This is a genomic window from Streptomyces daghestanicus (assembly GCF_020521275.1).
In the GTDB taxonomy this organism is placed as follows: Bacteria; Actinomycetota; Actinomycetes; order Streptomycetales; family Streptomycetaceae; genus Streptomyces; species Streptomyces griseoviridis.
Genome location: NZ_BNDX01000008.1, coordinates 100616 through 123446, shown reverse-complemented (window position 1 = coordinate 123446; position 22831 = coordinate 100616). Strand labels below are relative to the sequence as shown.

The window sequence follows — 22831 nt, the reverse complement described above, 5'->3', positions numbered from 1 at the left end:
CTACCGGAGGGAGGGCCCGAGCGGCCCTCGAGGGAGAAGGGGCGCTGGTGTTCACAAGCGTTTTGATGATCGAGAAGGCCCTGACGTCCGCCGACGTCGAGTTCGTCACCACCTTGCACGGGGACGAGTCCGTCTCCTTCCACGTGCTGCTCCAGCCGCGCGGCGACCAGGCGGACCGGCTGCTGCGGGCCATCGACGACGTCGCGCTCGGCGAGCTGGACGAGGCGGTCCGCGAGGGCGAGACGCCCGAGGGCGAGGAGGCGCTGAGCACGGGGCGGCGGGCCCTGGAGGTCTCCCTGACCGCGCTGCGCGCCTCGGGCAGCGCGGCGGCGGGCCGGCTGATCGACGCCCACCCGCTGGACGAGTTGCAGTCCCTCGTGCAGGAGGTCGGCGCCGACGAGGTGATCGTGCTGACCGACCCGCACTACGTGGAGGAGTTCTTCCACCGGGACTGGGCCTCGCGGGCCCGGCACAAGGTCGGTGTCCCGGTGCTGAAGCTGTTCTCGCACAGCGAGGCGTGAGCCCGGCCGCTCCCGACGCCGGTCGGCGGGCGTGCGGCGCACGGCATAGGCTGGCCACCGCACGTCCGCCGTACGTCCCCCGTACCCCGCGGACCCCCACGGAACAGCACGCACAGGGAGACAGACATGGCACCCGGCCTCCCCACCGCCATGGACCGACCGCACTTCATCGGCATCGGCGGCGCCGGAATGTCGGGGATCGCCAAGATCCTCGCGCAGCGCGGCGCCAAGGTGGCCGGCAGCGACGCGAAGGACTCCGCGACCGCCGAGGCGCTGCGCGCGCTGGGGGCGACGGTCCACATCGGGCACGCCGCCGAGCACCTCGCCGATGACGCGAGCTGCGTGGTCGTCTCCTCCGCGATCCGCGCCGACAACCCGGAACTGGCCCGCGCCGCCGAGCTGGGCGTCCCGGTCGTCCACCGCTCCGACGCCCTCGCCGCCCTGATGGACGGCGCGCGTCCGCTCGCGGTCGCCGGCACCCACGGCAAGACCACCACCACCTCGATGCTGGCGGTCGCCCTGGCCGAGCTGGGTCTGGACCCGTCGTACGCCATCGGCGGCGACCTGGACGCGCCCGGCTCCAACGCGCTGCACGGCGACGGCGAGATCTTCGTCGCCGAGGCCGACGAGTCCGACCGCAGCTTCCACACGTACGCCCCCGAGGTCGCCGTCGTCCTCAACGTGGAGCTGGACCACCACGCCAACTACGCCTCGCTGGAAGAGATCTACGAGTCCTTCGAGACCTTCGCGGGACGGATCGTGCCCGGCGGCACGCTGGTGGTCTCCGCCGACCACGAGGGCGCCCGGGAGCTGACCCGGCGGCTGGCCGGAGCGGTGCGGACGGTGACGTACGGCGAGGCCGCCGACGCCGACGTACGCATCCTGTCCGTGGTCGCGCGGGGCCTCAGGAGCGAGGTCACCGTCGTCCTGGACGGCGCGGAGCTGACCTTCACCGTCTCCGTCCCCGGCCGGCACTACGCGTCCAACGCGGTGGCCGCCCTGGCGGCGGGCGTGGCGCTCGGCGTCCCGGCGGCCGACCTGGCCGCCGCGCTGGCCGCGTACACCGGGGTCAAGCGGCGGCTCCAGCTCAAGGGCGAGGCGGCCGGCGTCCAGGTCATCGACTCCTACGCCCACCACCCGACCGAGATGACCGCCGACCTGGAGGCGATGCGCGCGGCGGCCGGCGACGCCCGTATCCTCGTCGTCTTCCAGCCCCACCTGTTCTCCCGCACCCAGGAACTCGGCAAGGAGATGGGCCAGGCGCTCACGCTCGCCGACGCCTCCGTCGTCCTCGACATCTACCCGGCCCGCGAGGACCCGGTTCCCGGCGTCACCAGCGACCTGGTCATCGAGGCGGCCCGCGCGGCCGGCGCGGAGGTCTCCGCGCTCCGCGACCCGGCGCGGGTGCCGGACGCGGTCGCGGGAATGGTCCGGCCCGGTGATCTCGTTCTCACCATGGGCGCGGGCGACGTCACCGACCTCGGCCCGCTGATCCTGGACCGTCTGAGCAAGTAGGGAGCTGAGCACTCATGGCGTACGACGTCGAGAAGCCGGACGAGCAGTGGCGCGCGGAGCTGTCCCCGGCCGAGTACGCCGTCCTGCGGCAGGCCGGCACCGAGCCCGCGTTCGTGGGTGAGTACACCGACACCAGGACCGAGGGCGTCTACTCCTGCCGGGCCTGCGGCGCGGAGCTGTTCACCTCGGACACCAAGTTCGAGTCGCACTGCGGCTGGCCGTCCTTCTACGACCCGAAGGACACCGGCGCGGTCGAGCTGATCGAGGACCGGTCCCACGGGATGGTCCGCACCGAGGTGCGCTGCGCCCGGTGCGGCTCGCACCTCGGACACGTCTTCGAGGGCGAGGGGTACCCGACCCCGACCGACCAGCGGTACTGCATCAACTCCATCTCGCTGCGGCTGCGGCCGCAGGAGAACGCCGGCTGAGCGGACACGTTCCCCGAGGCCCGGCCTCCACGGGGACGAGGAGTCACCGGCCTGGGCGGGCCGCGTCGTCGAGGACGCCGCGGCCCGCCGTGCCGCCCGGATCGTGGAGCGGTCCGCCGTCCGGGCCTTCCCGGACAGCGGCCCGGCGGCCACCGGGGAGTACGACCACCTGGCGGAGCAGTGGGCCCGGGAGCACCCGGGGGAGGACCCCGGCGCCCGGGACGCGGTGGAGCTGCGGCTCCGCCCGCGGTGCTCCCCGCGGGTGTGGCGGGCGGGTCCGCGAGCCGGCGCTCGCGGAACTCCGCCCGGCGGGCGCCGGGCCGCACGTGGGCCGGGTGCCCCGGAGCGCCTGAGCGCGCGGTGGGCGCGGGGCGCGACCGCGGGCGGGCGGTGCGCGCCGGGCGGGTGCTGACACGTGAGGCGCCCGCGCACGTCCTGATCGAGCGCGGAGCCGCCGCCGGTCAGGGGGTGCGGGCCGGTCCGGCCCGGTGGGTTCCGGTGAGCAGCTCCTCGGCGTGCTTGCGGAACGCGGTGACCAGACGGCCGCGGTCGCCGGCGCGCGTGGCGAGGACGACCTGGCTCGGTTCGACCCCGCGCAACGGGACGGTGGTGAGGCTGGGGTGCAGGCCGGTCGCGTGGTCGAGGGGCGGCCCGATGGCCACGGCCCGCCCGGCGGCGATGAGTTCGTGCTTGTCCTCCAGCGCCTCGACCAGGGGCCCTTCGGGCGCGGGCCGCCCGCCGGGCCGGGGGTCGAGCCGCCAGTAGGCGTTCAGCAGCGGGTCGGACTGGCGTACGTGGGGGATCGGCTCGTCGGCGATGTCGTCGAGGGTGACGGACTCCCGGCCGGCCAGCCGGTGGTCCCGGGGCACGACCAGCACACGCGGTTCGTCGTGGAGGACGGTGACGCGCAGCCGGTCGGTGGGGAACGGCAGCCGCGTCACCACCGCGTCGACGCGGTGCTCCAGCAGCGCGCCGCGCGAGTCGTTCCAGTCGAGCAGACGGGTGTGGACCTCGGCGTCGGGATGGCGGTCCCGCAGGGCCCGTACGGCCGCGGTGACGACCAGCCCCCTGGTGTAGCCGACGGTGATGCTGCCGGGCCGGGCCGCGGCCCGGGTGCGGGCCATCGCCTCGGCCGCGTCGCGCAGCAGCCGCTCGGCCCGGGGCAGGAAGACCTCGCCGGCCTCGCTGAGCCGGGTGCCGCGCGTGGTGCGGTCGAGCAGGCGGGCGCCCACCTGCTGTTCGAGGCGGCGGATCTGCCGGCTCAGCGACGGCTGGGTGGTGTGCAGCGCCTCGGCGGCACGGCCGAAGTGCTGGTGCTCGGCGACCACCGTGAAGCACTGCACCAGGCGGAGGTCGAGGTCCACGGGCGCGGGGAAGCGTTCGGACACCACCCCACCCTAGCTGGTGTCATACGCGGACCGTATGACGTGTACCGGAACAATCATTGGACCGCGCACTCGTCGTGGCCGCACCGTGGTGACCATGACATCGGACAGCGTGACACCGTTTCCTATCGCCCTTCCGGACAGTGCCCTGGAGGATCTGGGGGACCGGCTGCGCCGCGTACGCCTGGCCGGCCGGGAGACCGTGCCGGACAGCGGACAGGGGGTGCCGCGGGATCGCCTGGAGGAGCTGCTGGAGTACTGGGCCACCGGGTACGACTGGCGCGATCTGGAGCGGCGGCTCAACGAGCTGGGCCAGTTCCGCACGACCATCGACGGTCTCGGCCTCCACTTCATGCACGTGCGCTCGCCCCGCCCCGGCGCCACCCCCCTGTTGCTGCTGCACGGGTGGCCGGGCTCGTTCCTGGAGTTCCTCAAGACCGTCGGCCCGCTCACCGAGCGCGGTTTCCACCTGGTCGTGCCCTCGATGCCCGGCTACGGCTTCTCCGACCACCCCGTCTCGACCGGCTGGGACCCGGACCGGATCGCCCGCGCGTACGGCGTGCTCATGCGGCGCCTCGGCTACGACTCCTACCTGGCCCAGGGAGGCGACTGGGGCGGTGTCGTAGCGACCCGCATGGGGGCGCAGCGCCCGGCGGGCCTGCGGGCGATCCACGTCAACTTCCCCGAGTTCCTCGCCGCGCCACCGGTCGGCGACGATCCGACCCCGGAGGAGAAGGCCGCGCTCGAACAGGGCAGCCACTTCCTCGCCGTCCACTCGGGGTACCACGTCGTGCAGCGCACCCGGCCGCAGACCATCGGCTACGCCCTGACCGACTCCCCGGCCGGGCAGGCCGCCTGGATCTACGAGAAGTTCCTCGACTGGGCCCGGCCGGGCGCCCTCACCCCCGACGAGATCCTCGACCACATCTCCCTGTACTGGTTCACCGGAACCGCCGCTTCCGCCGCCCGCCTGTACTGGGAGTACGCCCGGCAGCCGCTCGTTCCGGCCGAGGTGGACCTTCCCGTCGGGGTCAGCGTCTTCCCGGACGAACTGACGCGCACCCCGCGCGTCTGGGCCGAGCGCGCCTACCGCGACCTGCGGTACTTCAACGACGACATCCCGGCGGGCGGCCACTTCGCCGCTCTGGAGCAGCCCGCGCTGTTCGTCGAGGAGATCGTCAGGTTCGCTCGGGCGGTGGCCGCGTGAGGACGGTCGTGATCACCGGGGGCACGGGCGGCGCCGGGCGGTCGGGTCCGTCGGGCCGTCGCCCCATGGTCCTCCTGGTTCCGTCGGCATCCTTCCTCGCCGGCGCGGGTCGGCTGCCCGGCCGTACCCGGGAGGTGCCCGCCCGGTGAAGTGGGTCAGCTACCGCTCCCCGGACGGGTCCACGCGCTGCGGCGTGGTGCGCGACGGCACGATCCACGCCGTGGGCACGGACCTGCTGGAACTGCTGCGCGCCGAAGGCGGACTGGAGTCCGCCGCCACCAGGGAACCGGCCGAGACCGTCGAGACGGCCACGGCCGACCTGCTGGCGCCGATACCGGTGCCCCCGTCGGTCCGGGACTTCGCCGCGTTCGAACGCCACGTCAGCAACGCGGGCAGGGCGGCCACCGGCGACGGCACGGTCAGCCCGGCCTGGTACGCGTGTCCGCTCTTCCACTTCTCCAACCCGGCGGCGATCAAGGGGCCGTACGACGAGGTCCCCATCGCCCCGGGCACGCACTCGTGGGACTACGAGGTCGAGGTCGCCGCGGTGATCGCCGGGGACTGCTCGGACCTCGACGCCGCCACGGCGGAGCGGCACATCGCCGGCTACCTGGTCTACTGCGACTGGAGCGCACGCGACATCTCCGCGAGCGAGATGGGGTTCGTGTACGGCCCGTCCAAGAGCAAGGACGCCTCGACCAGCCTCGGCCCGTTCCTCGTCACCCCCGACGAACTGGAGCCCTACCGCTCGGACAAGGGCTACGCGCTGCGGATGGACGGGTACGTCAACGGCGAGCATTACGGCGGCGGCAGCTGGGACGAGATCCACTGGTCGTTCGGCGAGATGCTGGCGCACGCGTCGCGCGGCACCACGCTGCGAGCCGGTGACATCGTCGCCAGCGGACCCGTGGGCACCGGGTGCATCCAGGAGCTGGCCGGCCGCCGCCCCTACCTGGCACCGGGGGACACGGTCCGGATCGAGGTGCGGGAACTCGGCGCGATCTCCGCGCGGATCACCGCGCCGGAGCCGTCCTGACGTGCCGGACCCACCGCGCACGTCCCCGTTCCCCCACCCTTGTCAGGAGACCACCACGATGCTTCTCACCAGCACCTCTGCCCGCACCGCCATCGGCATGGAGGCCGTCCGCGAGGTCAGCCTCACCGTCAACGCGGCCCACCTGTTCGTCTACTTCGTCCCCGAGGCGCCGGAAGAGGCCGCCGGGCTGGGCGTGACCGATCCCGGGCCGGCGTACTTCGCGTTCCGGTCGGCCCCGATGGGCGCGGTGCCCTGGCAGGTCACCCTCGCGGCCTTCTACGGCTTCAGCCCGCGGTCGGTGCGGGCCATGGCCGGCGTGTGGGACGCAGCGGCGCCCCGGGAGTGGCAGGCGGCTCGGTTCACCGCCGTCGGCCGGGCGCTGCGGCGCGTCGGCGTGCGCCTCACCGCCGATCAGATCGCCGAGGCACGCTCGCTGATCGACCCGGTCGTCGCGGGGGCCGACCACGCCGGGAAGCCGATGGCCGCCGCCAACGCCTCGGTGCCCCTCCCCGCCGATCCGCTCGTCGCGCTCTGGCAGCAGATCACGGTGCTGCGCGAGTGGCGGGGCGACGCGCATTTCACCGTGCTCGCCGCCAACGGCGTCGGGCCGTGCGACTGCAACGTCCTCCAGACCGCCACGGGGCACTTCCCGGAAGCGATCGCGCGGGCCACCCGGCTGTGGGACGACGAGGAGGTGGCCGCGGCGACGGCACGCCTCGCCGCACGCGGCTGGCTCGACGCCGACGGCACCGCGACCGGCGCCGGCAGGGCGGCGCGCGAGCGGATCGAGACCGAGACCGACGAGCACTGCGCCGCGCTGTGGACGCCGATCGGCGACACCGGCGTCCGCCGCCTCACCTCGCTCATCAGGCCGATCCACGACGCGTTCACCGCGGCCGGGACGTACCCCTTCCCCGTGGAGACGGGAGAGCGGCGGTCCGCCGGTCCGGGGGACGCCGGGTAGGCCCCGCTGCCGGGCGGCGCGGCGGACCGGGGCGGGCCGCCCGGGAGCACGGGTGACGCCGGGGGCCGGACCGGGCGCGCGAGGGAAGCCGGGCCGTCACCGGTCCACGGACGCGGACCCGCCCCCGCCGTCCGCCCCTTCCGCCCCCTTCGTGCTCTCCGCCCCGTCCAGCGGCAGCGTCACCGTGAACACCGTCGCCCCGGGGGAGCTGTCCACCGTGATGGTGCCCCCGTGGGCGAGGATCAGCGACCGGGCCACGGCCAGGCCCAGGCCGCTGCCGCCCCGGTCGCGGCTGCGGGTCTTGTCGACGCGGTAGAAGCGGTCGAAGACGCGTTCCTGGTCGGCGGGCGGGATGCCCGGCCCCGCGTCCGCCACCTCCACCCGCGCCGCGTCCGCGCCGGCCGACACCCGCAGGCGTACCTCCGTGCCGGGCGGGGTGTGCACGGCCGCGTTGGTGAGCAGGTTGTCCAGGACCTGCCGGACCCGCTGCGGGTCGAGCCGCAGCCGTACCGGCGTCGCGGGCGCCGCCACCGCCAGCGCCCGCCCCGGGTGCGAGGCGCGGAACGCGTCGGCGGCCTGCCGGACCAGGTCCGTCAGGTCCGTCTCCGCCTGCCGCAGCGGCGCCTCCACCTCGGCCGCGTCCAGCCGGGCGAGCAGCAGCAGGTCGTCCAGGAGGACGCCCATCCGGGCCGCCTCGCCGCGCAGCCGGGCCAGGTGCTTCTCCCGCTCGCCGGGCTCGTTGGCCGCCGCGTACTGGAAGAGGTCCGCGTAGCCCCGGACCGACATCAGCGGGGTGCGCAGCTCGTGGGAGGCGTCGGCGACGAACCGGCGCAGCCGCCGCTCGGCCTCGGCGCGCACCGCGAGGGAGTCGTCGATGTGCTCCAGCATCGCGTTGAACGCGGTGCGCAGCTCCGCCACCTCGCGGCCGCCGTCCCGGCCGCCGTCCCGCAGCGGCAGCCGGGCCGCCGACTCGGTCAGGTCGTGCGAGGCGATGCCGTGCGCGGTGCGGGCCATGTCGCTCAGCGGCTCCAGCCCGCGCCGCAGCATCCGCCGCCCGAACACCACCAGCGCCAGCAGCGCGAGACCGAAGGCGACGACCTGCACGGCGATCAGCCGGTCCATGGTGCTGTCGACGTCCCCCAGCGGCGCGGCGCTGACCAGCACCACCCCCGGCTCCACCGCGCAGGCCCGCAGCAGGTACGGCCCCCGGCCGCCGATCCGCACGGTGCGCGTGATGTCCTCGTCCGAGTGGGCCATGTCCTCGGCCAGCGCGGTCAGCGCGCCGGGGTCCGCGGGCACGTCGGCGGGCCTGCGCAGGTCGGCCGAGGAGCCGGAGACGTCGTAGACGGCCGTGTACCAGCCGTAGTACGGCCGGCGCCGGACCGTGCCGTGCTCGGCCGCGTCTTTGGTCTGTACCACCTGCGCCAGCTTCATCTGGTCGACGAGCCGCGCCTCCAGGTACTCCCGCATGTACGTGGTGAGCGCCGTGCCGACCACGGCGAAGGCCAGCAGCGACAGCGCGCCCAGGCCCAGCGCCAGCCGGGTGCCGAGCCGGGAGCCGCGGTAGGCGCCCCACAGCCGCCGTACCAGCCGTGTCACGGGGCGGCCCGGCGCAGCGCGTACCCGAAGCCGCGCACGGTGTGGATCAGCGGGGTGCCGTCGCCCGCCTCGTCCAGTTTGCGGCGCAGCCGGCTGACCACCAGCTCCACCACGTTGGACCGGCCGCCGAAGCCGTACTCCCACACGTGGTCCAGGATCTGCGCCTTGGTCAGCACGGTCGGGGACTTGCGCATCAGATAGCGCAGCACCTCGTACTCGGTGGGGGTCAGGCTCAGCAGGGCCTCGCCGCGCCGCACCTGCCGGGTGTCCTCGTCCATCGTCAGGTCACCGACGCTCAGCACCGACCGCTGGAAGCCGGGCCCGGCGCTGCGCCGCAGCACGGTCCGCAGCCGCGCCATCAGCTCCTCCACGGCGAACGGCTTGACCAGGTAGTCGTCGCCGCCCCGGGTCAGCCCCGCCACGCGGTCGGCGACCTGGTCGCGGGCGGTGAGGAACACCACCGGCACCTGGGTGCCCGAGCGGCGCAGCCGGTCCAGGACGCCGAAGCCGTCGAGGTCCGGCAGCATCAGGTCGAGCACCACGATGTCGGGGTGGAACGCGGCGGCGGTGCGCAGCGCCTCCTCGCCGGAGTGCGCGGTGGCCGCCTCCCAGCCCTCGTACCGGGCGACCGTGGCGACCAGGTCGGCGATGGGCGGGTCGTCGTCCACGACGAGGAGTCGTACTTTGTCCACCCGCCCATACTGCGGCACCGGGTCCGCGCAGCCGAGCCCCAGGTCTTCGCCGTACCGGGATCGACAGGCAGTCGAAAGGCGGCCGACAGGAGAACGACAGGGCGCGCGGGTGAAGCTCGGGGCGTGACCACTGCCCCACGCGCTCCCCGTGTCGTCCAGCCGCCTCCCGCGCCGGTCCTTCGCCCCCGGGTGGTGGCCCGCGCCGGCCTGTACGCGTTCCTCGCCGCCCACGCCGCCGCCGTGGCCGTCCTCTTCGCGCAGGGCGGTTTCGCCTCCAACGCGCTGATCGTGCTGGGCCGCCTGGCCGGGCTGTACGGCGCCCTGTTCATGGCGTTCCAGCTGCTGCTGGTGGCCCGGCTGCCCTGGCTGGACCGGCGGATCGGCATGGACCGGCTGACCTCCTGGCACCGCTGGACCGGCTTCGGCGTGCTGTGGACGCTCCTCGCCCACGTGGTGTTCGTCACCTTCGGCTACGCGCGGGGGTCCGGGCTGGACCCGCTGAACCAGCTCGTCGACCTCGCCGAGACCGTCGAGGGTGTGCTGCGGGCGCTCGTCGCCCTCGCGCTGCTCGTCGTGATCGGCGGGGTCTCCGCCCGCGCCGCGCGGCGCCGGATGGCGTACGAGACCTGGCACTTCGTCCACCTGTACGCGTATGTCGCGGTGGTGCTGGCCTTCACCCACCAGATCGCCGCCGGGACCTCGTTCACCTCGTCGGCGTGGGGGACGGCGTACTGGTACGCGCTGTGGGGCGGGGCGCTCGGCGCGGTGTTCGCGGGGCGGGTCGCGCTGCCGCTGTGGCGCAACGGGCGGCACCGGCTGCGGGTCACGGCCGTCGTCCCGGAGAACGACCACGTCGTGTCCGTGTACCTGACCGGCCGCGACCTGGACCGGCTGCCCGCGCGGGCCGGGCAGTTCTTCCTGTGGCGGTTCCTCACCCGGGACCGCTGGTGGCAGGCGAACCCCTTCTCGCTGTCCGCCGCGCCCGACGGCCGCACCCTCCGCCTCACCGTGAAGACGGCCGGCGACGGCACGGCCGGGATACGCCGGATCGAGCCCGGCACCCGCGTCTTCGCCGAGGGCCCCTACGGCGCCTTCACCGCCCTGCACCGCACCCGCCCCGACGCGCTGCTCATCGCGGGCGGCGTCGGCGTCACGCCGATCCGGGCGCTGCTGGAGGAGCTGGACGGGCACGCGGTGGTCGTCTACCGGGTCACCGCCGACCGGGACGCGGTCCTCTACGGCGAACTGCGCGACCTCGCCGCCGCCAAGGGCGCCGAGCTGCACCTGGTCACCGGGCCCCCGGTGCCCGACCGGCTCGCCCCGGCCGAACTCGCCCGGCTGGTCCCCGACCTCGCCGACCGCGACGTCTTCCTGTGCGGACCGCCGCCCATGATGAACGCCGTCCTGGGCAGCCTGCGCACACTCGGCGTGCCCGGCCCGCAGATCCACTTCGAGCGCTTCAGCCTGGCCGGCTGAGGGGAAGGCGAGAGCCCGCCGTGAAACGAGCCCTGCCCGTCCTGGTCCTCAGCGTCGCCGGACTGATCCCCGTGTGGCGGTACGCCCCGCCGGCCCCCGGGACCGGCACGACCGCGCAGGCCGCCCCCGCGCCGGCGCCGACGGCGTCCTCCGCCCCGGACGGCACCACCCGGCACACCGTCACCGGGCCGACGGTGACCACCGAGAAGGGTCCCGTCCAGGTCCAGGTCACCTTCGACGGCGACCGCATCACCGCCGTGACCCTGCTCCGGCAGCCGGACCACCCCCAGACCACGGCCGCCGTGCCCCGGCTCGTCGAGGAGACCCTCCGGGCGCAGAGCGCCGACGTCGACACCGTCTCCGGGGCCACCGTCACCAGCGAGGGCTACAAGGAGTCCCTCCAGGCCGCCCTCGACGCGAACGGGGCCTGACGTGCGGCGCGTCGAACACGTCATGGGGTTCCCCGTCTCCCTGCGCGTCGACGACGAGGACGTGCCCGAGCGCGCCGCCGACGCCGTCTTCGCCTGGCTGCGCGAGGTCGACGCCCGCTTCAGCCCCTTCCGCGAGGACAGCGAGGTGTGCCGCCTCGACCGGGGCGAGCCGCTGGAGATCAGCGCCGACCTGTGGGAGGTGCTCGGGCTGTGCGAGGAGTACCGGGCGGCGACCGGCGGCGCCTTCGACGCCCGGCTGCCGGGCCGGGGACTGGACCCCTGCGCGGTGGTGAAGGGCTGGTCGGTGCAGCGGGCGGCCGGGCTGCTGGCGGCGGCCGGGGCGCGGCGGTTCTGCCTCAACGCCGGCGGTGACGTGGTCGCCGCCGGCGGGCCCTGGCGGGTGGGCGTACGCCACCCCGAGGACGCCGGCCGGCTCTGCGCGGTCCTGGCCGTCACCGACGCGGCGGTGGCGACCTCCGCCCGCTACGAGCGCGGCGACCACATCCTGGACGGCCGCACCGGACGCCCGGCGACCGGGCTGCTCAGCCTGACCGTGGTGGCCCCCACCCTGACCGAGGCCGACGCGGCGGCGACGGCCGCCTTCGCGCTGGGCCGCGAGGGCGTCGCCTGGGCCGCCGCCCGCCCGGACTGCGAGGTGTTCGCGGTGGACGCCGACCGCAAGGTGCTGCGCTCACCGGGCCTGCCGGTGGCGTGAGGGGCCGTTGCCGGGGGCAGGTGTGCGGGCGGCCACGTCTAGACTCACCCGGCAACCGCAAGGGCCGCTCGTACGGCCGTTGACCGGGACGCCCCGGTATGTCCGCCCACCGAAGGGTATTCGGCGCTTTGATACGGATGGATTCAGTCACCAAGCGGTATCCGGACGGCACGGTGGCGGTGGACCGGCTGTCGCTGGAGATACCCGACCGCTCGATCACGGTCCTCGTCGGCCCCTCCGGCTGCGGCAAGACCACGACCCTGCGGATGATCAACCGGATGGTCGAGCCCAGTGAGGGCACCATCCTCCTCGACGGCGAGGACGTCACCCGGCAGCCCGTCACCACCCTGCGCCGCTCCATGGGGTACGTCATCCAGAACGCCGGTCTCTTCCAGCACCGGACGATCGTCGACAACATCGCCACCGTCCCCCGCATGCTCGGCCGGAGCAAGCGCGAGGCCCGGGAGCGGGCGGCCGAGCTGATGGAGCGGGTCGGCCTCGACACCGCCCTCGCCCGGCGCTACCCGTACCAGCTCTCCGGCGGCCAGCAGCAGCGCGTCGGCGTGGCCCGCGCCCTCGCCGCCGACCCGCCGGTGCTGCTCATGGACGAGCCGTTCTCGGCCGTCGACCCCGTGGTCCGCAAGGGCCTCCAGGACGAACTGCTGCGCATCCAGGACGAGCTGGGCAAGACCATCGTCTTCGTCACCCACGACATCGACGAGGCCATCAGACTCGGCACCATGGTCGCGGTGATGCGCGAGGGCGGGCGCCTCGCCCAGTACGCGCCCCCGGCCGAACTGCTCTCCGCCCCCGCCGACGCCTTCGTCGAGGACTTCCTCGGCGCCGACCGGGGCGTGCGGCGGCTGTCCTTCTTCCCGGCCGCCGGGCTGGAACTCACGACCGTCCCGGTGGTGCCGGTGGACGCCACCGCCAAGCGGCTCGGCGCCGCAGCGAAGTCCCCCTACCTGCTGGTCACCGATGTCGACGGGCGCCCGCTGGGCTGGAGCGAGCCGCGCGACCTGACCCCGGGCGACATCGGGACGGACCGGCTGCTGCCGTACGGGCGGCCGTTCACGCCGGGCACCGACTCGCTGCGGGCCGCCCTGGACTGCGCGGTGCTCTCGCCGACCGGCTGGGCCGTCGCCGTGGACGCCGACGGCAAGGTGCTGGGCGTCGTCTCGCAGTCGGCCATCGGCGAGGCCATCCGGACCGCGCACGCCGGCCACGCCGGGGCGGCGTCCGCGCCCGTCACCGGGGCGGTCTCGTGAACGGTTTCTTCGACATCCCCAGCGACCTCCAGAACACCTGGGCCGGCCTGATCGGCCTCCATCTGCGCGAGGCCCTGCTGCCGGTCCTGGCCGGCCTGGTCCTCGCCCTGCCGCTGGCCCAGCTCTGCGTCCGCTTCCGCTGGCTCTACCCGCCGGTGCTCGGCGTGACCACCGTCCTCTACGCCGTCCCGTCGCTGGCCTTCTTCGTCGTCCTCATCGACTACACCGGCCAGACCGAGCTGACCGTGATGATCCCGCTGGCCGTGTACAGCCTGGTGGTCCTCGTCCCGGCCATCGTCGACGGGGTCCGCTCGGTCCCGCAGGAGACCCTGGCCGCCGCGACCGCCATGGGCTTCGGGCCCGTACGGCGCTACGTCCAGGTGCAGTTGCCGATCGCCGTGCCCGCGCTCGTCGCGGGACTCCGGGTGGCCGTCGTCTCCAGCATCTCGCTGGTCAGCGTCGGCGCGCTGATCGGCAACCAGGGCGCCCTGGGCAACCTGCTGGCCGCCGCGCAGAAGTACGACCGGCCGGAACTGGCCGCCAACTCCGTCCTCACCACGGCCCTGCTGGCGATCGCCTGCGACGCGGCCCTGGTCGGGCTCCGGGCCCTGCTGACCCCGTGGATGCCGCGCGGCGGACGCGGGCGCCGCCCGGCGGTGATGGCCAAGTGAACGTCCTGGACTTCGCCGGCGCCTTCTTCGGCGACGGCGCCCACTGGCACGGTTACGACGGCATCCCGCAGCGCCTGCTGGAGCACGTCCAGTACTCGCTGCTCGCGCTCGGCCTGGCCGCGTTGATCGGCCTGCCCGTCGGCCTGGTCACGGGGCACACCGGGCGCGGCGGCAACGCCCTGGCCCTCGTCGCCACCGCCGCCCGCGCGCTGCCCAGCTTCGGACTGCTGGTGCTGATCGTCATCATGATGGGCTTCGGCCTGCTGCCGGTGATGATCCCGCTGGTGATCCTCGCCGTCCCGCCGATCCTGGTCACCACCTACGAGGCGGTCCGCTCGGTCGACCCGGCCCCGGTGGACGCCGCGCGCGGCATGGGCATGCGGGAGAGCCGCATCCTGCTCCAGGTCGAACTGCCGGTCGCCCTGCCGCTGATCCTCAGCGGACTGCGCTCGGCGGCCATCCAGATCGTCTCGACGGCCACCATCGCCGCGTACGTCAGCCTGGGCGGCCTCGGCCGGTACATCGTCGACGGGCTCTACCAGCGCGACTACGAGAAGGTGGTCGGCGGCGCCACCCTGGTCGCCGTACTCGCCCTGGTCACGCTCGCCCTGTTCTGGGCGGCGGGACGGCTGGCGGTATCGCCCGGGGTGCGCCGGCGTTAGGGCCTGTCGTTCGGATCAGGTCACGGGGAATCGGCACTGCCTTCCCCGCGTCCGCGGCGTGCTCCGAACGACAGGCCCTAGGTCTCACCGGTCCGCCGGGAGTTGCGGCGCCTCGTCCGGCAGCAGGCGGGCGACCAGGTCGCGGGCCCACGCGGTGGCCAGCGGCAGGTCGGTGAAGACGGCACGGTAGTACAGGGGCGCGACCAGGGCGTCCGTGAGGTGATCGAGGCTCGGGGTGCCGCCGCCCCGGGCCTCCTCCCGTTCCAGGATCGCCGCGAGCTGCTGCCGGCGGTCCCCCTGGCAGGCGGCGGCGCCCTGCTCGCCGCCCGAGCCGAGGGTGGCGCGCACCAGGGCGAGGGTGTCCGGGTCGCTCAGATCCCTGGCCATGTTGGCCGCGTACCGCTCCAGGTCGCCGCGGAGGCTGCCGGTGTCCGGCACCACGAAACCACCGGTGAAGCGGCTGGTCGCCACGTCGGAGAGCAGCTCGCCGACGGAGCCCCAGCGCCGGTAGACGGTGGTCGCGTGCACGCCCGCGCGGGCGGCCACCACGGGGATCGTCAGCGCGTCGCCGGACTCGTCGGCGACCAGCTCCTTGACCGCCCGGTGCACGGCGGCCCGGACCCGTGCGGACCGGCCGCCGGGCCGGCTGCCGGCGGGGGGAGCGCCGGCGGGGCCGGTGCGGGGGGCCGAGGGGGACACGGAAGACATGACCCCAGTATCGCACCGATGACTGCTTTTATTGCGCAACGATCACTGCGTTTGTGCTACCTTCAGAGCGCTAACGCAACGATCACTGCGAGGTCTGCATGTCTGCCGAACCTGCCGTCGACCCTGCCCCCGCACGGGCCGCCGCCCCCGCGCGGCCCGTGCCCGGCCCACGCCGCGCGCCGCGCAAGGGCGCCTTCCCGGCCGTGGCCGCGATCCTGGTCCTCTTCCTGGCCGCGTCCAGCGCACCGTCCCCGCTCTACGTCGTCTACCAGCAGCGATGGGACTTCACCGCCTGGGTGCTGACCGTCGTCTTCGCCCTCTACGTGGCCGGCCTGCTCGGCGCGCTGCTCGTCGTCGGCGCGCTCTCCGACCACCTCGGACGCCGGCCGGTGCTCGGCGCGGCCATCGCCCTGGAGGCGGTCGCGCTCGTGCTGTTCCTCGTCGCCGGGGACGTGGTCGTCCTCTCCGCCGCCCGGGTCCTCCAGGGCATCGCCACCGGGACGGCCGTCACCGCGGCGAGCGCCGCCCTCGTCGACCTCGAACCGGGGCACGCCCGCGGCCGGGCCGGCGTCATCACCTCCGTCGCCCCCCTCACCGGACTCGCCCTCGGCGCCCTCGGCTCCGGGCTCCTGGTGGAGTTCGCCCCCGCCCCGACCCGGCTGGTCTACGCGCTGCTCCTGGCCGGCCTGCTGCTCGCGGCGGCCGCGGTCGCCCTGCTGCCGGAGACCTCGCCGCGCCGCCCCGGAGCCCGCGCCTCGCTGCGTCCCCGGGTCGCGCTCCCCGCGCATCTGCGCGCCGACATCGTCCCGGTGGTCCCGGTGATGATCGCGGGCTGGGCCCTGGCCGGGATGTACCTCTCCCTCGGGCCGTCCGTCGCCGCCCAGCTGCTGGGGCTGCGCGACCATCTGATCGGCGGCGTCCTGGTCACGCTCCTCGCCGGCACCGGGGCGCTCACGGTCGCCGTGCTCCGCTCCCGCCCGGCGGCGGCGCTGCTGGCCCCCTCGGCCGCGCTGCTCGCCCTCGGCACCCTGGCCTCGCTCGCCGGCACCGCCGAGGGGCTCACCTGGCTCGCCGCCCTCGGCACCGTCGTCGCCGGCCTCGGGCTCGGCGCGTCGGCCCTGGCGACCTTCGGCACCTTCGCCCGCGTCGCCGCGCCGCACGAGCGCAGCGAGGTCTTCGCCCTGGCCAACGTCATCGCCTACCTGGGCAACAGCGTGCCCGCCGTACTCGGCGGCGTCGCCGTCACCGCCGTAGGACTGCGCACCGCCACCGAGGGGTACGCCCTGGCGATCGTGGTCGTCTCCCTGGCCACCCTGGTCCTGAGCCTGGCCCGGACCCGGGCCCGGCGCCGCGCCGCCGCGGTCCCCTGCGGATGATCCGCCCCGGACGACAGGAAACCGTGATCCGGCCGCTCTTGACTGACCGAGAAGCGGCTGGATTGGATCGGTGGATGATTACTACCGCGCGAAGCAGCAGGTCCAGGACGAGGCACACCGGCGTGGCGGCGGTCGCGCTCATGGCCGCCGCGGCGCTGCTCGCGGGCTGTTCCTCCGGCGACGGCGAAGACACCGGCGACAACCCCCTGGACGGGGAGAAGGCGGAGGCCGGCACGGTCGTCGTCGGTTCCAACAACTTCGCCGAGAGCACCCTGCTCGCCGACCTCTACGGCGAGGCGCTCAAGGCCAAGGGCCTCAAGGTCACCTACAAGCACAACATCGGCAGCCGCGAGACGACGTACGGGCTGATGAAGAACGGTTCCGTCACCGTCCTGCCGGAGTACAACGGCTCCCTGCTCGCCTATCTCGACGCCGACGCCGAACAGACCTCCGCCGAGGGCGTGAACGCGGCCGTCAAGGCCAAGCTGGACAAGAGCCTGACGCTCCTGGAGTCGTCGCCCGCCGAGGACAAGGACTCGGTGACCGTCAACGCCGCGACGGCGAAGAAGTACCGGCTCACCTCCGACTCGACGATCGCCGACCTCAAGGACGTCGCCCCGGAACTGGTGATCGGCGGCTCGCCCGAGTTCCAGACCCGGCAGCAGGGGCTGAAGGGGCTGGAGTCGGAGTACGGCCTGAAGTTCAAGTCGTTCAAGGCGCTCGACGCGGGCGGCCCGCTGACCCAGGCGGCGCTGACCAGGAACACCGTCCAGATCGCCGACATCTTCACCACCGACCCGACCATCGTGAAGGAGAAGTTCGTCGTCCTGAAGGACCCGGACAACTTCTTCGGCTTCGCCAACGTCACCCCGCTCGTCCACAAGGACGGCCTCTCCCAGGAGGGCGTCGACGCGCTGAACGCGGTCTCCGCGAAGCTGGACACCGAGACGCTCCTCGCCCTCGACGCCCAGGTGCAGCTCGACAAGAAGGACCCGCTGGACGTCGCCAAGAACTGGCTGAAGTCGGCCGGCCTGGCCTGACCGGGGGCCGGGCGGCGCTACTCCGCCGCCGCCGCGATCAACTGGTCGACCAAGGCGATCAGCACGTCCCGTGAGGAGGTCCGCTCCCGCGCGTCGCACAGCAGCACCCGGACCTCGTCCGGGAGTGCCAGCGCCTCGCGGATCTCCTCCGGCGGGTACGGGTGCTCCCCGTGGAAGCCGTTGGCGGCGACGACGAACGGGATGCCCCGCCGCTCGAAGAAGTCGATCGCGGCGAAGCTGACCTGCGGCCGGCGGACGTCCAGCAGCACGACCGCCCCGAGGGCGCCGATCGCCAGGTCGTTCCACATGAACCAGAAGCGCTGCTGGCCGGGCGTGCCGAACAGATAGAGCACCAGGTCGTCGCCGACGGTGATCCGGCCGAAGTCCAGGGCGACCGTGGTGGACCGCTTCTCCTCGATGCCGGCGAGGTCGTCCACGTCCAGCCCCGCCAGGGTGAGCGGTTCCTCGGTGCGCAGCGGGGCGATCTCGCTCACCGACCCGACCAGGGTGGTCTTGCCGACGCCGAACCCCCCGGCGACGAGGATCTTCACCACGTCGGGTGCCGCGCCCGCGGCGGTCTCAGAGCCGGCCAAGGCCCTCCCTCACTTTCTTCAGCAGGTCCAGGTCCGCGACGGTCCGGGAGACGGGGTGCGGGGCACGGGCCGTGATCCGGCCGGCCTCCAGCAGATCGCTGAGCAGGATGACGACCACGCTCACCGGCAGGTCCAGCAGGGCGGCCAGCTCCGCCACGGCCACCGGCCGGGCGCACAGGCGCAGGATGCGGGCGTGCTCGGGCTGTCCCCGCGGGGCCCGCTCGGGCGGCGGGTCCACCGCGGTCACCGTCGTGATGAGGGTGAAGTCGGCGCGGCTGGGCCGGGTCCGCCCGCCGGTGAGGGCGAACGGCCGGACGAGCCGGCCCTGCGCGTCGCCTTCGCTCATGTCACTCGCCGGGGGCCACGGCGGCCCGGGGCGCCGCGCTGAGGTGCTCGCCGATCTTCTTCACCAGCATGTTCATCTGGTACGCCACCACACCGACGTCCGCGTGCGCGCCGGTCAGCACCACCAGATGGGCGCCGGGACCGGCGGAGGTCAGGATCAGGTAGCTGTGGGCCATCTCGATCAGCGCCTGGCGCACCGGGCCGCCCCGGAAGTCCATGCTGACGCCCTTGCTGAGGCTCATCAGACCGGAGGCGGTCGCCGCGAGCCGCTCGGCGTCGTCGCGCGGGAACCCGGTGGACTTGCTGACGACCAGACCGTCCTCGGAGAGCACGACGGCCTGGTTCACCTCGGCGACCCGGTCCACGAGTCCGGTGAGCAACTGGTCGAGCTGGGTGTGGGTGGCGGGCGTGGGGCGTGTCATGGCGTGTCGTCCTTCGTGAGCGGTCGGCGGGCGGAGTCCGTGGACTCCTCGTCACGTGCCTGGAGCGTGCCGCGCTGGAAACCGGCGAGGGAGGACGCGGCACGCTCGGCGGTGAAGTCGTCGTCCCAGTGGCCGGCGCCGTCGCCGGCCGGCTCGTCCCGCAGCTCCGCCGCGAGACTCGTCTGCGGGACGCGGCGCGGCAGCGGCGAGGAGCGCCGCGACGGGAGGGCGGGCGTCTTCGCCTCGGGTGCGGGCGCCTCCGGTACGGCCCCGGCCGGGGGACGCCCGGCGTCCGCGGTGTCCGGCACCGGGCGTACGCCGTCGCCGGTGAGGGAGTCCCGCAGCCGCCGGAGCTGGGCCGGGTCCGGCGCCTCGCGTGACGCGCCCGCGTCCGCCGGGCCCCCCGGACCGTCCGGGCCCCCGGCGTCCGGACGGCCGCCGGACCCCTCCCGGTCCCCGGCGGGCTCCCGTACGACGATGTCGTGCGGGACGAGCACGATCGCCGTGGTGCCGCCGTACGGCGACGGGCGCAGGGTGACCGTGATGCCGTGCCGGTGGGCGAGCCGGGCGACGACGAACATGCCGAGCCGCAGATCGCCGGCGAGCGCCACCACGTCGAACTTGGGCTCCACCGCGAGCTGTTCGTTGAAGGAGGCGTAGTCCTCCTCGGACAGCCCGAGACCCCGGTCCTCGATCTCCACGACCAGGCCCCTGGCGGCCATCGCCGCCCGCACGCCGACCGGCGCGGGCGCCGGGGAGTAGGCGGTGGCGTTGTCGATCAGCTCGGCCAGCAGATGGATCACGTCGGCCACGGCGGGCGGCGCCAGGTGCACGTCCTCGTCGCGCTCCTCGGTGCACACCTCCACCCGCCGGTACTCGGCGACCTCGCCGACCGCGCCGCGCAGGATGTCGATCAGCGCGACCGGCTCGCGCCAGCTGCGCCGCGGCTGCTCCCCGCTGATGATGACGAGGTTCTCCTCGTAGCGGCGCAACTGGGCGGCGGTGGAGTCCAGTTCGTACAGGCCCTTGAGCACCTCGGGGTCGGTGTGCCGGCGTTCCAGCGCGTCGAGCTTGCCGAGCTGCATGTTGACCAGGTTCTGGCTCTGCCGGGCGATGCCGAGGATCACCTTCTGGAAGCCGCGCCGGTTGTCGGCGAGTTCGACGGCGGTGTGCACGGCCGTGCGCTGCGCCGTGTTGAACGCCTGGGCCACCTGGCCGAGTTCGTCGTGCCCATAGTCCAACGGCGGGGTCGCCGACTCCACGTCGACGGTCTCGCCGCGCTCCAGCCGGGCCACCACCTCGGGCAGCCGCTCCTCGGCGAGACGCAGCGTGGCCTCGCGCAGGCCGGTCAGGCGCCGGGACAGCGAGCGGGTGATCCGCCAGGACACCACCACGCACAGCAGCAGCGCGAGCAGCCCGCCCGCGCTGAGCGCGCCGGCGGTGAGCAGCAGCCCGCGCGCCTCGTCGGCACTGCGGTCCAGCAGGTCCGCCGTCTGCCGCTGGATCAGCGCCGCGTACCGCGCGGAGACCTCGTCGAAGGCGGCGTTCCAGCGCTCCCGGGCGTCCGGGACGCGGATCGCGCCCGCCGCGTCCGCGGACCGGGCCGCGAGCACCTCGTCCTCGACCGCCTCGAGGGCCTGCCACTCCGCGCTGCCCAGGATGCTCTCGACCTCGGTCTTCGCCGTGCCGCGCAGCGAGGGCATGATCTGGTCCCGCACCAGCCAGCGCCGGGTGTGCACCGCCTGGGAGAACGCCGTCCACTCCGCCTCGGAGAGCCGCCCGGACGGCCAGGCCAGGGTGAGGCGGGCGTCCTCCTGGGAGGTCAGTTCCGCCGCGTGCTCCAGGGCGACCAGGGGGCCGGCCTGGGAGGTGAGGTCGCCGTCGTCGACCTGGGACAGCTCCTGGAAGGCGTGTATCTGCTCGTCGACGATCGCGGAGTACTGGTCGAGGGCCTGGCCGGGGGTGATGTCGGTGGGGTCGTCGACCTGGTCGCGGTAGTACTCCAGGCTGCCCAGCGAGCCGAGCACCGCGTACAGCCGCTCCGAGACGCGGTCGGGCGCCTGCCGGATCTCCCCGCTCCGCCCGGCGAGTTCGGCCACCGCCCGGTCCGTCCGGGCGCGCAGCCGGTCCAGTTCGGCGCGGGAGCCGCCGGACGCGGCCAGCCAGGTCGCGGAGACGCCGCGCTCCCGTTGCAGCGCGAGGGTGGCCTCGGTGCCCATCGCCCCGGTGGCCCGGCTCAGCTGGGTCTGCGACCGCAGCCGCAGCCCCTCGGCGAACATCTGGGTCGTCGTCACACCCCACATCGCGGCGAGGGTGACGCTCGGCACGAGCGCCAGCAGGATCAGTGAGAGACGTATGGAGCCGAGCCGGCGGCGCCGGGCACCCGTCCGTGCAGACATCGTCGTCGTCCTAGGCGTTCGGGGGCACGGCACCGGGCCGGCCCACGGGAGGCACGGCCCCGGTCACCGGGTGCCCTTGGCGGCGAAACGCCCGACCGCGTCCGCGTTGGCCTTGGTGACGAAGGCGGGCCCCGTGAGCACGGGCTGGGTGCCGCCGCCGCTGACGTTGCCGTTGGTCCGGTACAGCCAGAGCGCGTCCACCGCGAGGTAGCCCTGGAGGTAGGGCTGCTGGTCGACGGCGAACTGCACGTCCCCGCGCTTGACGGCGGCGACCAGGTCCTTGTCGAGGTCGAAGGTGGCGACCCGGGCGCCGCTGCCGGCGTCCCGGACGGACCGGACGGCGGTCAGCGCGTACCGCGCGCCGTTCGTCACGACCTCGTCGATCCGGGTGTCCTGCCGCAGCCGGGCGGCCACGGCGTCCCGGACCGCCGCCATGTCCGTGCCCTCGACGTAGAGCATCTCGGTCAGGCCGCCGAAGGTCTTCTTCACCCCGGCGCAGCGGGCCTCCAGCGCGACATTGCCCCGCTCGTGGATGACGCAGAGCGTGTGCTCGGCCCCCAGGGCGTCCAGCTTGTCGCCGACCGCCCGGCCGGCCACGCCCTCGTCCTGTCCGAAGTACTCCAGCAGCCCCGCCGAACGCCAGGCGTCCATTCCGGAGTTGAGGCCGACGACGGGTATGCCGGCCTCGCGCGCCTCGGCGACCGGACCCTTCATCGCACCCGGCTTGGCCAGCGTCACGGCGAGGCCGTCGACCCCGTCGCCCACCGCGTCCCGGATCAGCTCGGCCTGGCCCGCCGGGTCGGCGTCGCCGGCGTACGTCAGATCGATGCCGTCCTTGGCGGCGGCGGCCTCGGCTCCCTTGCGCACCAGGTCCCAGAAGGCGTCGCCGTCACCGCCGTGGGTGACCAGGGCGACCCGGGCACGGCCGGACCCGGCGTCCCGCGCGTCGCCGGCGGCGTCGTCCGGGCCGGTCGCGGAACAGCCGGCCGTCAGCAGGCAGACCGCGGCCGCCAGGGCGGCGAGGCGCGACCGCGCGGACGGGGCGGGCGGCGGGGGAGCGGTGTTCATGGGGGCGGGGCACCTCGCTGAGCGGCCGAGCGGAGGAACGGGGCGAGCAACCACCGCCGTCCGGCGTTCCGTGCGCCAACTGGGTGAACTCGCTTGGCCGGAGCCAACCGCGTGTGACCACCGGTAGTCAAGTGACCAACGATCCGGTGGGGGCGGTCACTACCGCATCGTGACCATACGGGCAGCCGGGGACAGGCGCCGGCCGCCGGGGGAGGCGGGCCCGGGAACCGGGGCGCCGGTACGCGGGGCCGCGCACACCGGGGCGGGCCCGGACCGGCCTCCGGGACACCCGCGGGACACGCCCCACGCG

Annotated in this window: 23 protein-coding genes; 14 read left to right on the top strand and 9 right to left on the bottom strand. The window is 74.4% G+C overall.

Going from position 1 to position 22831, the window contains the following annotated elements; translation table 11 throughout:
• Nucleotides 1–47 precede the first annotated feature (47 nt).
• The 3 genes from Sdagh_RS10050 to msrB all read left to right on the top strand — a co-directional run bounded on the left by Sdagh_RS10050 (nucleotide 48) and on the right by msrB (nucleotide 2464).
• On the top strand, nucleotides 48–521 hold the full coding sequence (locus tag Sdagh_RS10050; protein WP_189421227.1) for an indole-3-glycerol phosphate synthase: 474 nt from the start codon (nucleotides 48–50) through the stop codon (nucleotides 519–521).
• Between the two features lie 126 nt (nucleotides 522–647).
• Complete coding sequence (gene murC, locus Sdagh_RS10045; protein ID WP_190077764.1) at nucleotides 648–2036, top strand: UDP-N-acetylmuramate--L-alanine ligase; 1389 nt, start codon at nucleotides 648–650, stop codon at nucleotides 2034–2036.
• Nucleotides 2037–2050: 14 nt separating this feature from the next.
• Nucleotides 2051–2464, top strand: a complete 414-nt coding sequence (msrB, locus tag Sdagh_RS10040; RefSeq protein ID WP_189421231.1) for a peptide-methionine (R)-S-oxide reductase MsrB — start codon at nucleotides 2051–2053, stop codon at nucleotides 2462–2464.
• A gap of 461 nt (nucleotides 2465–2925) precedes the next feature.
• Here msrB and Sdagh_RS10035 read toward each other — a convergent pair whose 3' ends face one another.
• Nucleotides 2926–3852: a LysR family transcriptional regulator gene (locus Sdagh_RS10035; RefSeq protein ID WP_190077763.1), complete on the bottom strand. Its 927-nt coding sequence runs from the start codon at nucleotides 3850–3852 to the stop codon at nucleotides 2926–2928.
• Nucleotides 3853–3937: 85 nt separating this feature from the next.
• Here Sdagh_RS10035 and Sdagh_RS10030 point away from each other — a divergent pair, with 85 nt between their 5' ends.
• From Sdagh_RS10030 to Sdagh_RS10020, 3 genes are all read left to right on the top strand, one after another.
• Nucleotides 3938–5056: an epoxide hydrolase family protein gene (locus Sdagh_RS10030; RefSeq protein WP_190077762.1), complete on the top strand. Its 1119-nt coding sequence runs from the start codon at nucleotides 3938–3940 to the stop codon at nucleotides 5054–5056.
• 145 nt (nucleotides 5057–5201) lie between these two features.
• Entirely contained in the window at nucleotides 5202–6092 is an 891-nt protein-coding gene (locus tag Sdagh_RS10025) for a fumarylacetoacetate hydrolase family protein (protein ID WP_189421237.1), read from the top strand.
• 58 nt (nucleotides 6093–6150) lie between these two features.
• On the top strand, nucleotides 6151–7056 hold the full coding sequence (locus tag Sdagh_RS10020) for an SCO6745 family protein (protein ID WP_226534973.1): 906 nt from the start codon (nucleotides 6151–6153) through the stop codon (nucleotides 7054–7056).
• 96 nt (nucleotides 7057–7152) lie between these two features.
• Here the strand turns inward: Sdagh_RS10020 and Sdagh_RS10015 are convergent, their stop codons facing one another.
• Nucleotides 7153–8646, bottom strand: a complete 1494-nt coding sequence (locus tag Sdagh_RS10015; protein WP_189421353.1) for a HAMP domain-containing sensor histidine kinase — start codon at nucleotides 8644–8646, stop codon at nucleotides 7153–7155.
• 5 nt (nucleotides 8647–8651) lie between these two features.
• Nucleotides 8652–9347 (bottom strand): response regulator transcription factor, encoded by a 696-nt coding sequence (locus Sdagh_RS10010; RefSeq protein WP_189421241.1) that lies wholly within the window; start codon nucleotides 9345–9347, stop codon nucleotides 8652–8654.
• 123 nt (nucleotides 9348–9470) lie between these two features.
• Between Sdagh_RS10010 and Sdagh_RS10005 the strand changes: the two genes are divergently transcribed.
• From Sdagh_RS10005 to Sdagh_RS09980, 6 genes are all read left to right on the top strand, one after another.
• Nucleotides 9471–10823, top strand: a complete 1353-nt coding sequence (locus tag Sdagh_RS10005) for a ferredoxin reductase family protein (protein ID WP_190010725.1) — start codon at nucleotides 9471–9473, stop codon at nucleotides 10821–10823.
• A gap of 20 nt (nucleotides 10824–10843) precedes the next feature.
• Complete coding sequence (locus tag Sdagh_RS10000) at nucleotides 10844–11254, top strand: FMN-binding protein (protein WP_189421245.1); 411 nt, start codon at nucleotides 10844–10846, stop codon at nucleotides 11252–11254.
• A gap of 1 nt (nucleotide 11255) precedes the next feature.
• Nucleotides 11256–11969, top strand: coding sequence for an FAD:protein FMN transferase (locus Sdagh_RS09995; protein ID WP_190077761.1), 714 nt, complete (start codon nucleotides 11256–11258; stop codon nucleotides 11967–11969).
• A gap of 128 nt (nucleotides 11970–12097) precedes the next feature.
• Complete coding sequence (locus Sdagh_RS09990; protein WP_189421250.1) at nucleotides 12098–13237, top strand: ABC transporter ATP-binding protein; 1140 nt, start codon at nucleotides 12098–12100, stop codon at nucleotides 13235–13237.
• Nucleotides 13234–13908: an ABC transporter permease gene (locus Sdagh_RS09985; protein ID WP_189421252.1), complete on the top strand. Its 675-nt coding sequence runs from the start codon at nucleotides 13234–13236 to the stop codon at nucleotides 13906–13908. Before Sdagh_RS09990 ends, Sdagh_RS09985 begins: the two co-directional genes overlap by 4 nt.
• Complete coding sequence (locus Sdagh_RS09980) at nucleotides 13905–14570, top strand: ABC transporter permease (RefSeq protein WP_190077760.1); 666 nt, start codon at nucleotides 13905–13907, stop codon at nucleotides 14568–14570. Before Sdagh_RS09985 ends, Sdagh_RS09980 begins: the two co-directional genes overlap by 4 nt.
• Nucleotides 14571–14654: 84 nt before the next feature.
• Here the strand turns inward: Sdagh_RS09980 and Sdagh_RS09975 are convergent, their stop codons facing one another.
• Nucleotides 14655–15278 (bottom strand): TetR-like C-terminal domain-containing protein, encoded by a 624-nt coding sequence (locus tag Sdagh_RS09975; protein ID WP_189421257.1) that lies wholly within the window; start codon nucleotides 15276–15278, stop codon nucleotides 14655–14657.
• Nucleotides 15279–15376: 98 nt separating this feature from the next.
• Here Sdagh_RS09975 and Sdagh_RS09970 point away from each other — a divergent pair, with 98 nt between their 5' ends.
• On the top strand, nucleotides 15377–16654 hold the full coding sequence (locus Sdagh_RS09970) for an MFS transporter (protein ID WP_190077759.1): 1278 nt from the start codon (nucleotides 15377–15379) through the stop codon (nucleotides 16652–16654).
• Nucleotides 16655–16728: 74 nt separating this feature from the next.
• The gene (locus Sdagh_RS09965) at nucleotides 16729–17694 is read left to right on the top strand and encodes an ABC transporter substrate-binding protein (protein WP_189421261.1); all 966 of its coding nucleotides are present in this window, start codon (nucleotides 16729–16731) and stop codon (nucleotides 17692–17694) included.
• 17 nt (nucleotides 17695–17711) lie between these two features.
• Here the strand turns inward: Sdagh_RS09965 and Sdagh_RS09960 are convergent, their stop codons facing one another.
• The 5 genes from Sdagh_RS09960 to Sdagh_RS09940 all read right to left on the bottom strand — a co-directional run bounded on the left by Sdagh_RS09960 (nucleotide 17712) and on the right by Sdagh_RS09940 (nucleotide 22521).
• Complete coding sequence (locus Sdagh_RS09960) at nucleotides 17712–18287, bottom strand: GTP-binding protein (protein ID WP_190077758.1); 576 nt, start codon at nucleotides 18285–18287, stop codon at nucleotides 17712–17714.
• Nucleotides 18274–18633 (bottom strand): DUF742 domain-containing protein, encoded by a 360-nt coding sequence (locus Sdagh_RS09955; protein WP_189421265.1) that lies wholly within the window; start codon nucleotides 18631–18633, stop codon nucleotides 18274–18276. The genes Sdagh_RS09960 and Sdagh_RS09955 overlap by 14 nt, the downstream gene beginning before the upstream one ends.
• Before the next feature lies 1 nt (nucleotide 18634).
• The gene (locus Sdagh_RS09950) at nucleotides 18635–19054 is read right to left on the bottom strand and encodes a roadblock/LC7 domain-containing protein (RefSeq protein ID WP_190010718.1); all 420 of its coding nucleotides are present in this window, start codon (nucleotides 19052–19054) and stop codon (nucleotides 18635–18637) included.
• On the bottom strand, nucleotides 19051–21453 hold the full coding sequence (locus tag Sdagh_RS09945) for a sensor histidine kinase (protein WP_190077757.1): 2403 nt from the start codon (nucleotides 21451–21453) through the stop codon (nucleotides 19051–19053). The genes Sdagh_RS09950 and Sdagh_RS09945 overlap by 4 nt, the downstream gene beginning before the upstream one ends.
• Nucleotides 21454–21516: 63 nt before the next feature.
• The gene (locus tag Sdagh_RS09940) at nucleotides 21517–22521 is read right to left on the bottom strand and encodes a substrate-binding domain-containing protein (RefSeq protein ID WP_189421272.1); all 1005 of its coding nucleotides are present in this window, start codon (nucleotides 22519–22521) and stop codon (nucleotides 21517–21519) included.
• Nucleotides 22522–22831 lie beyond the last annotated feature (310 nt).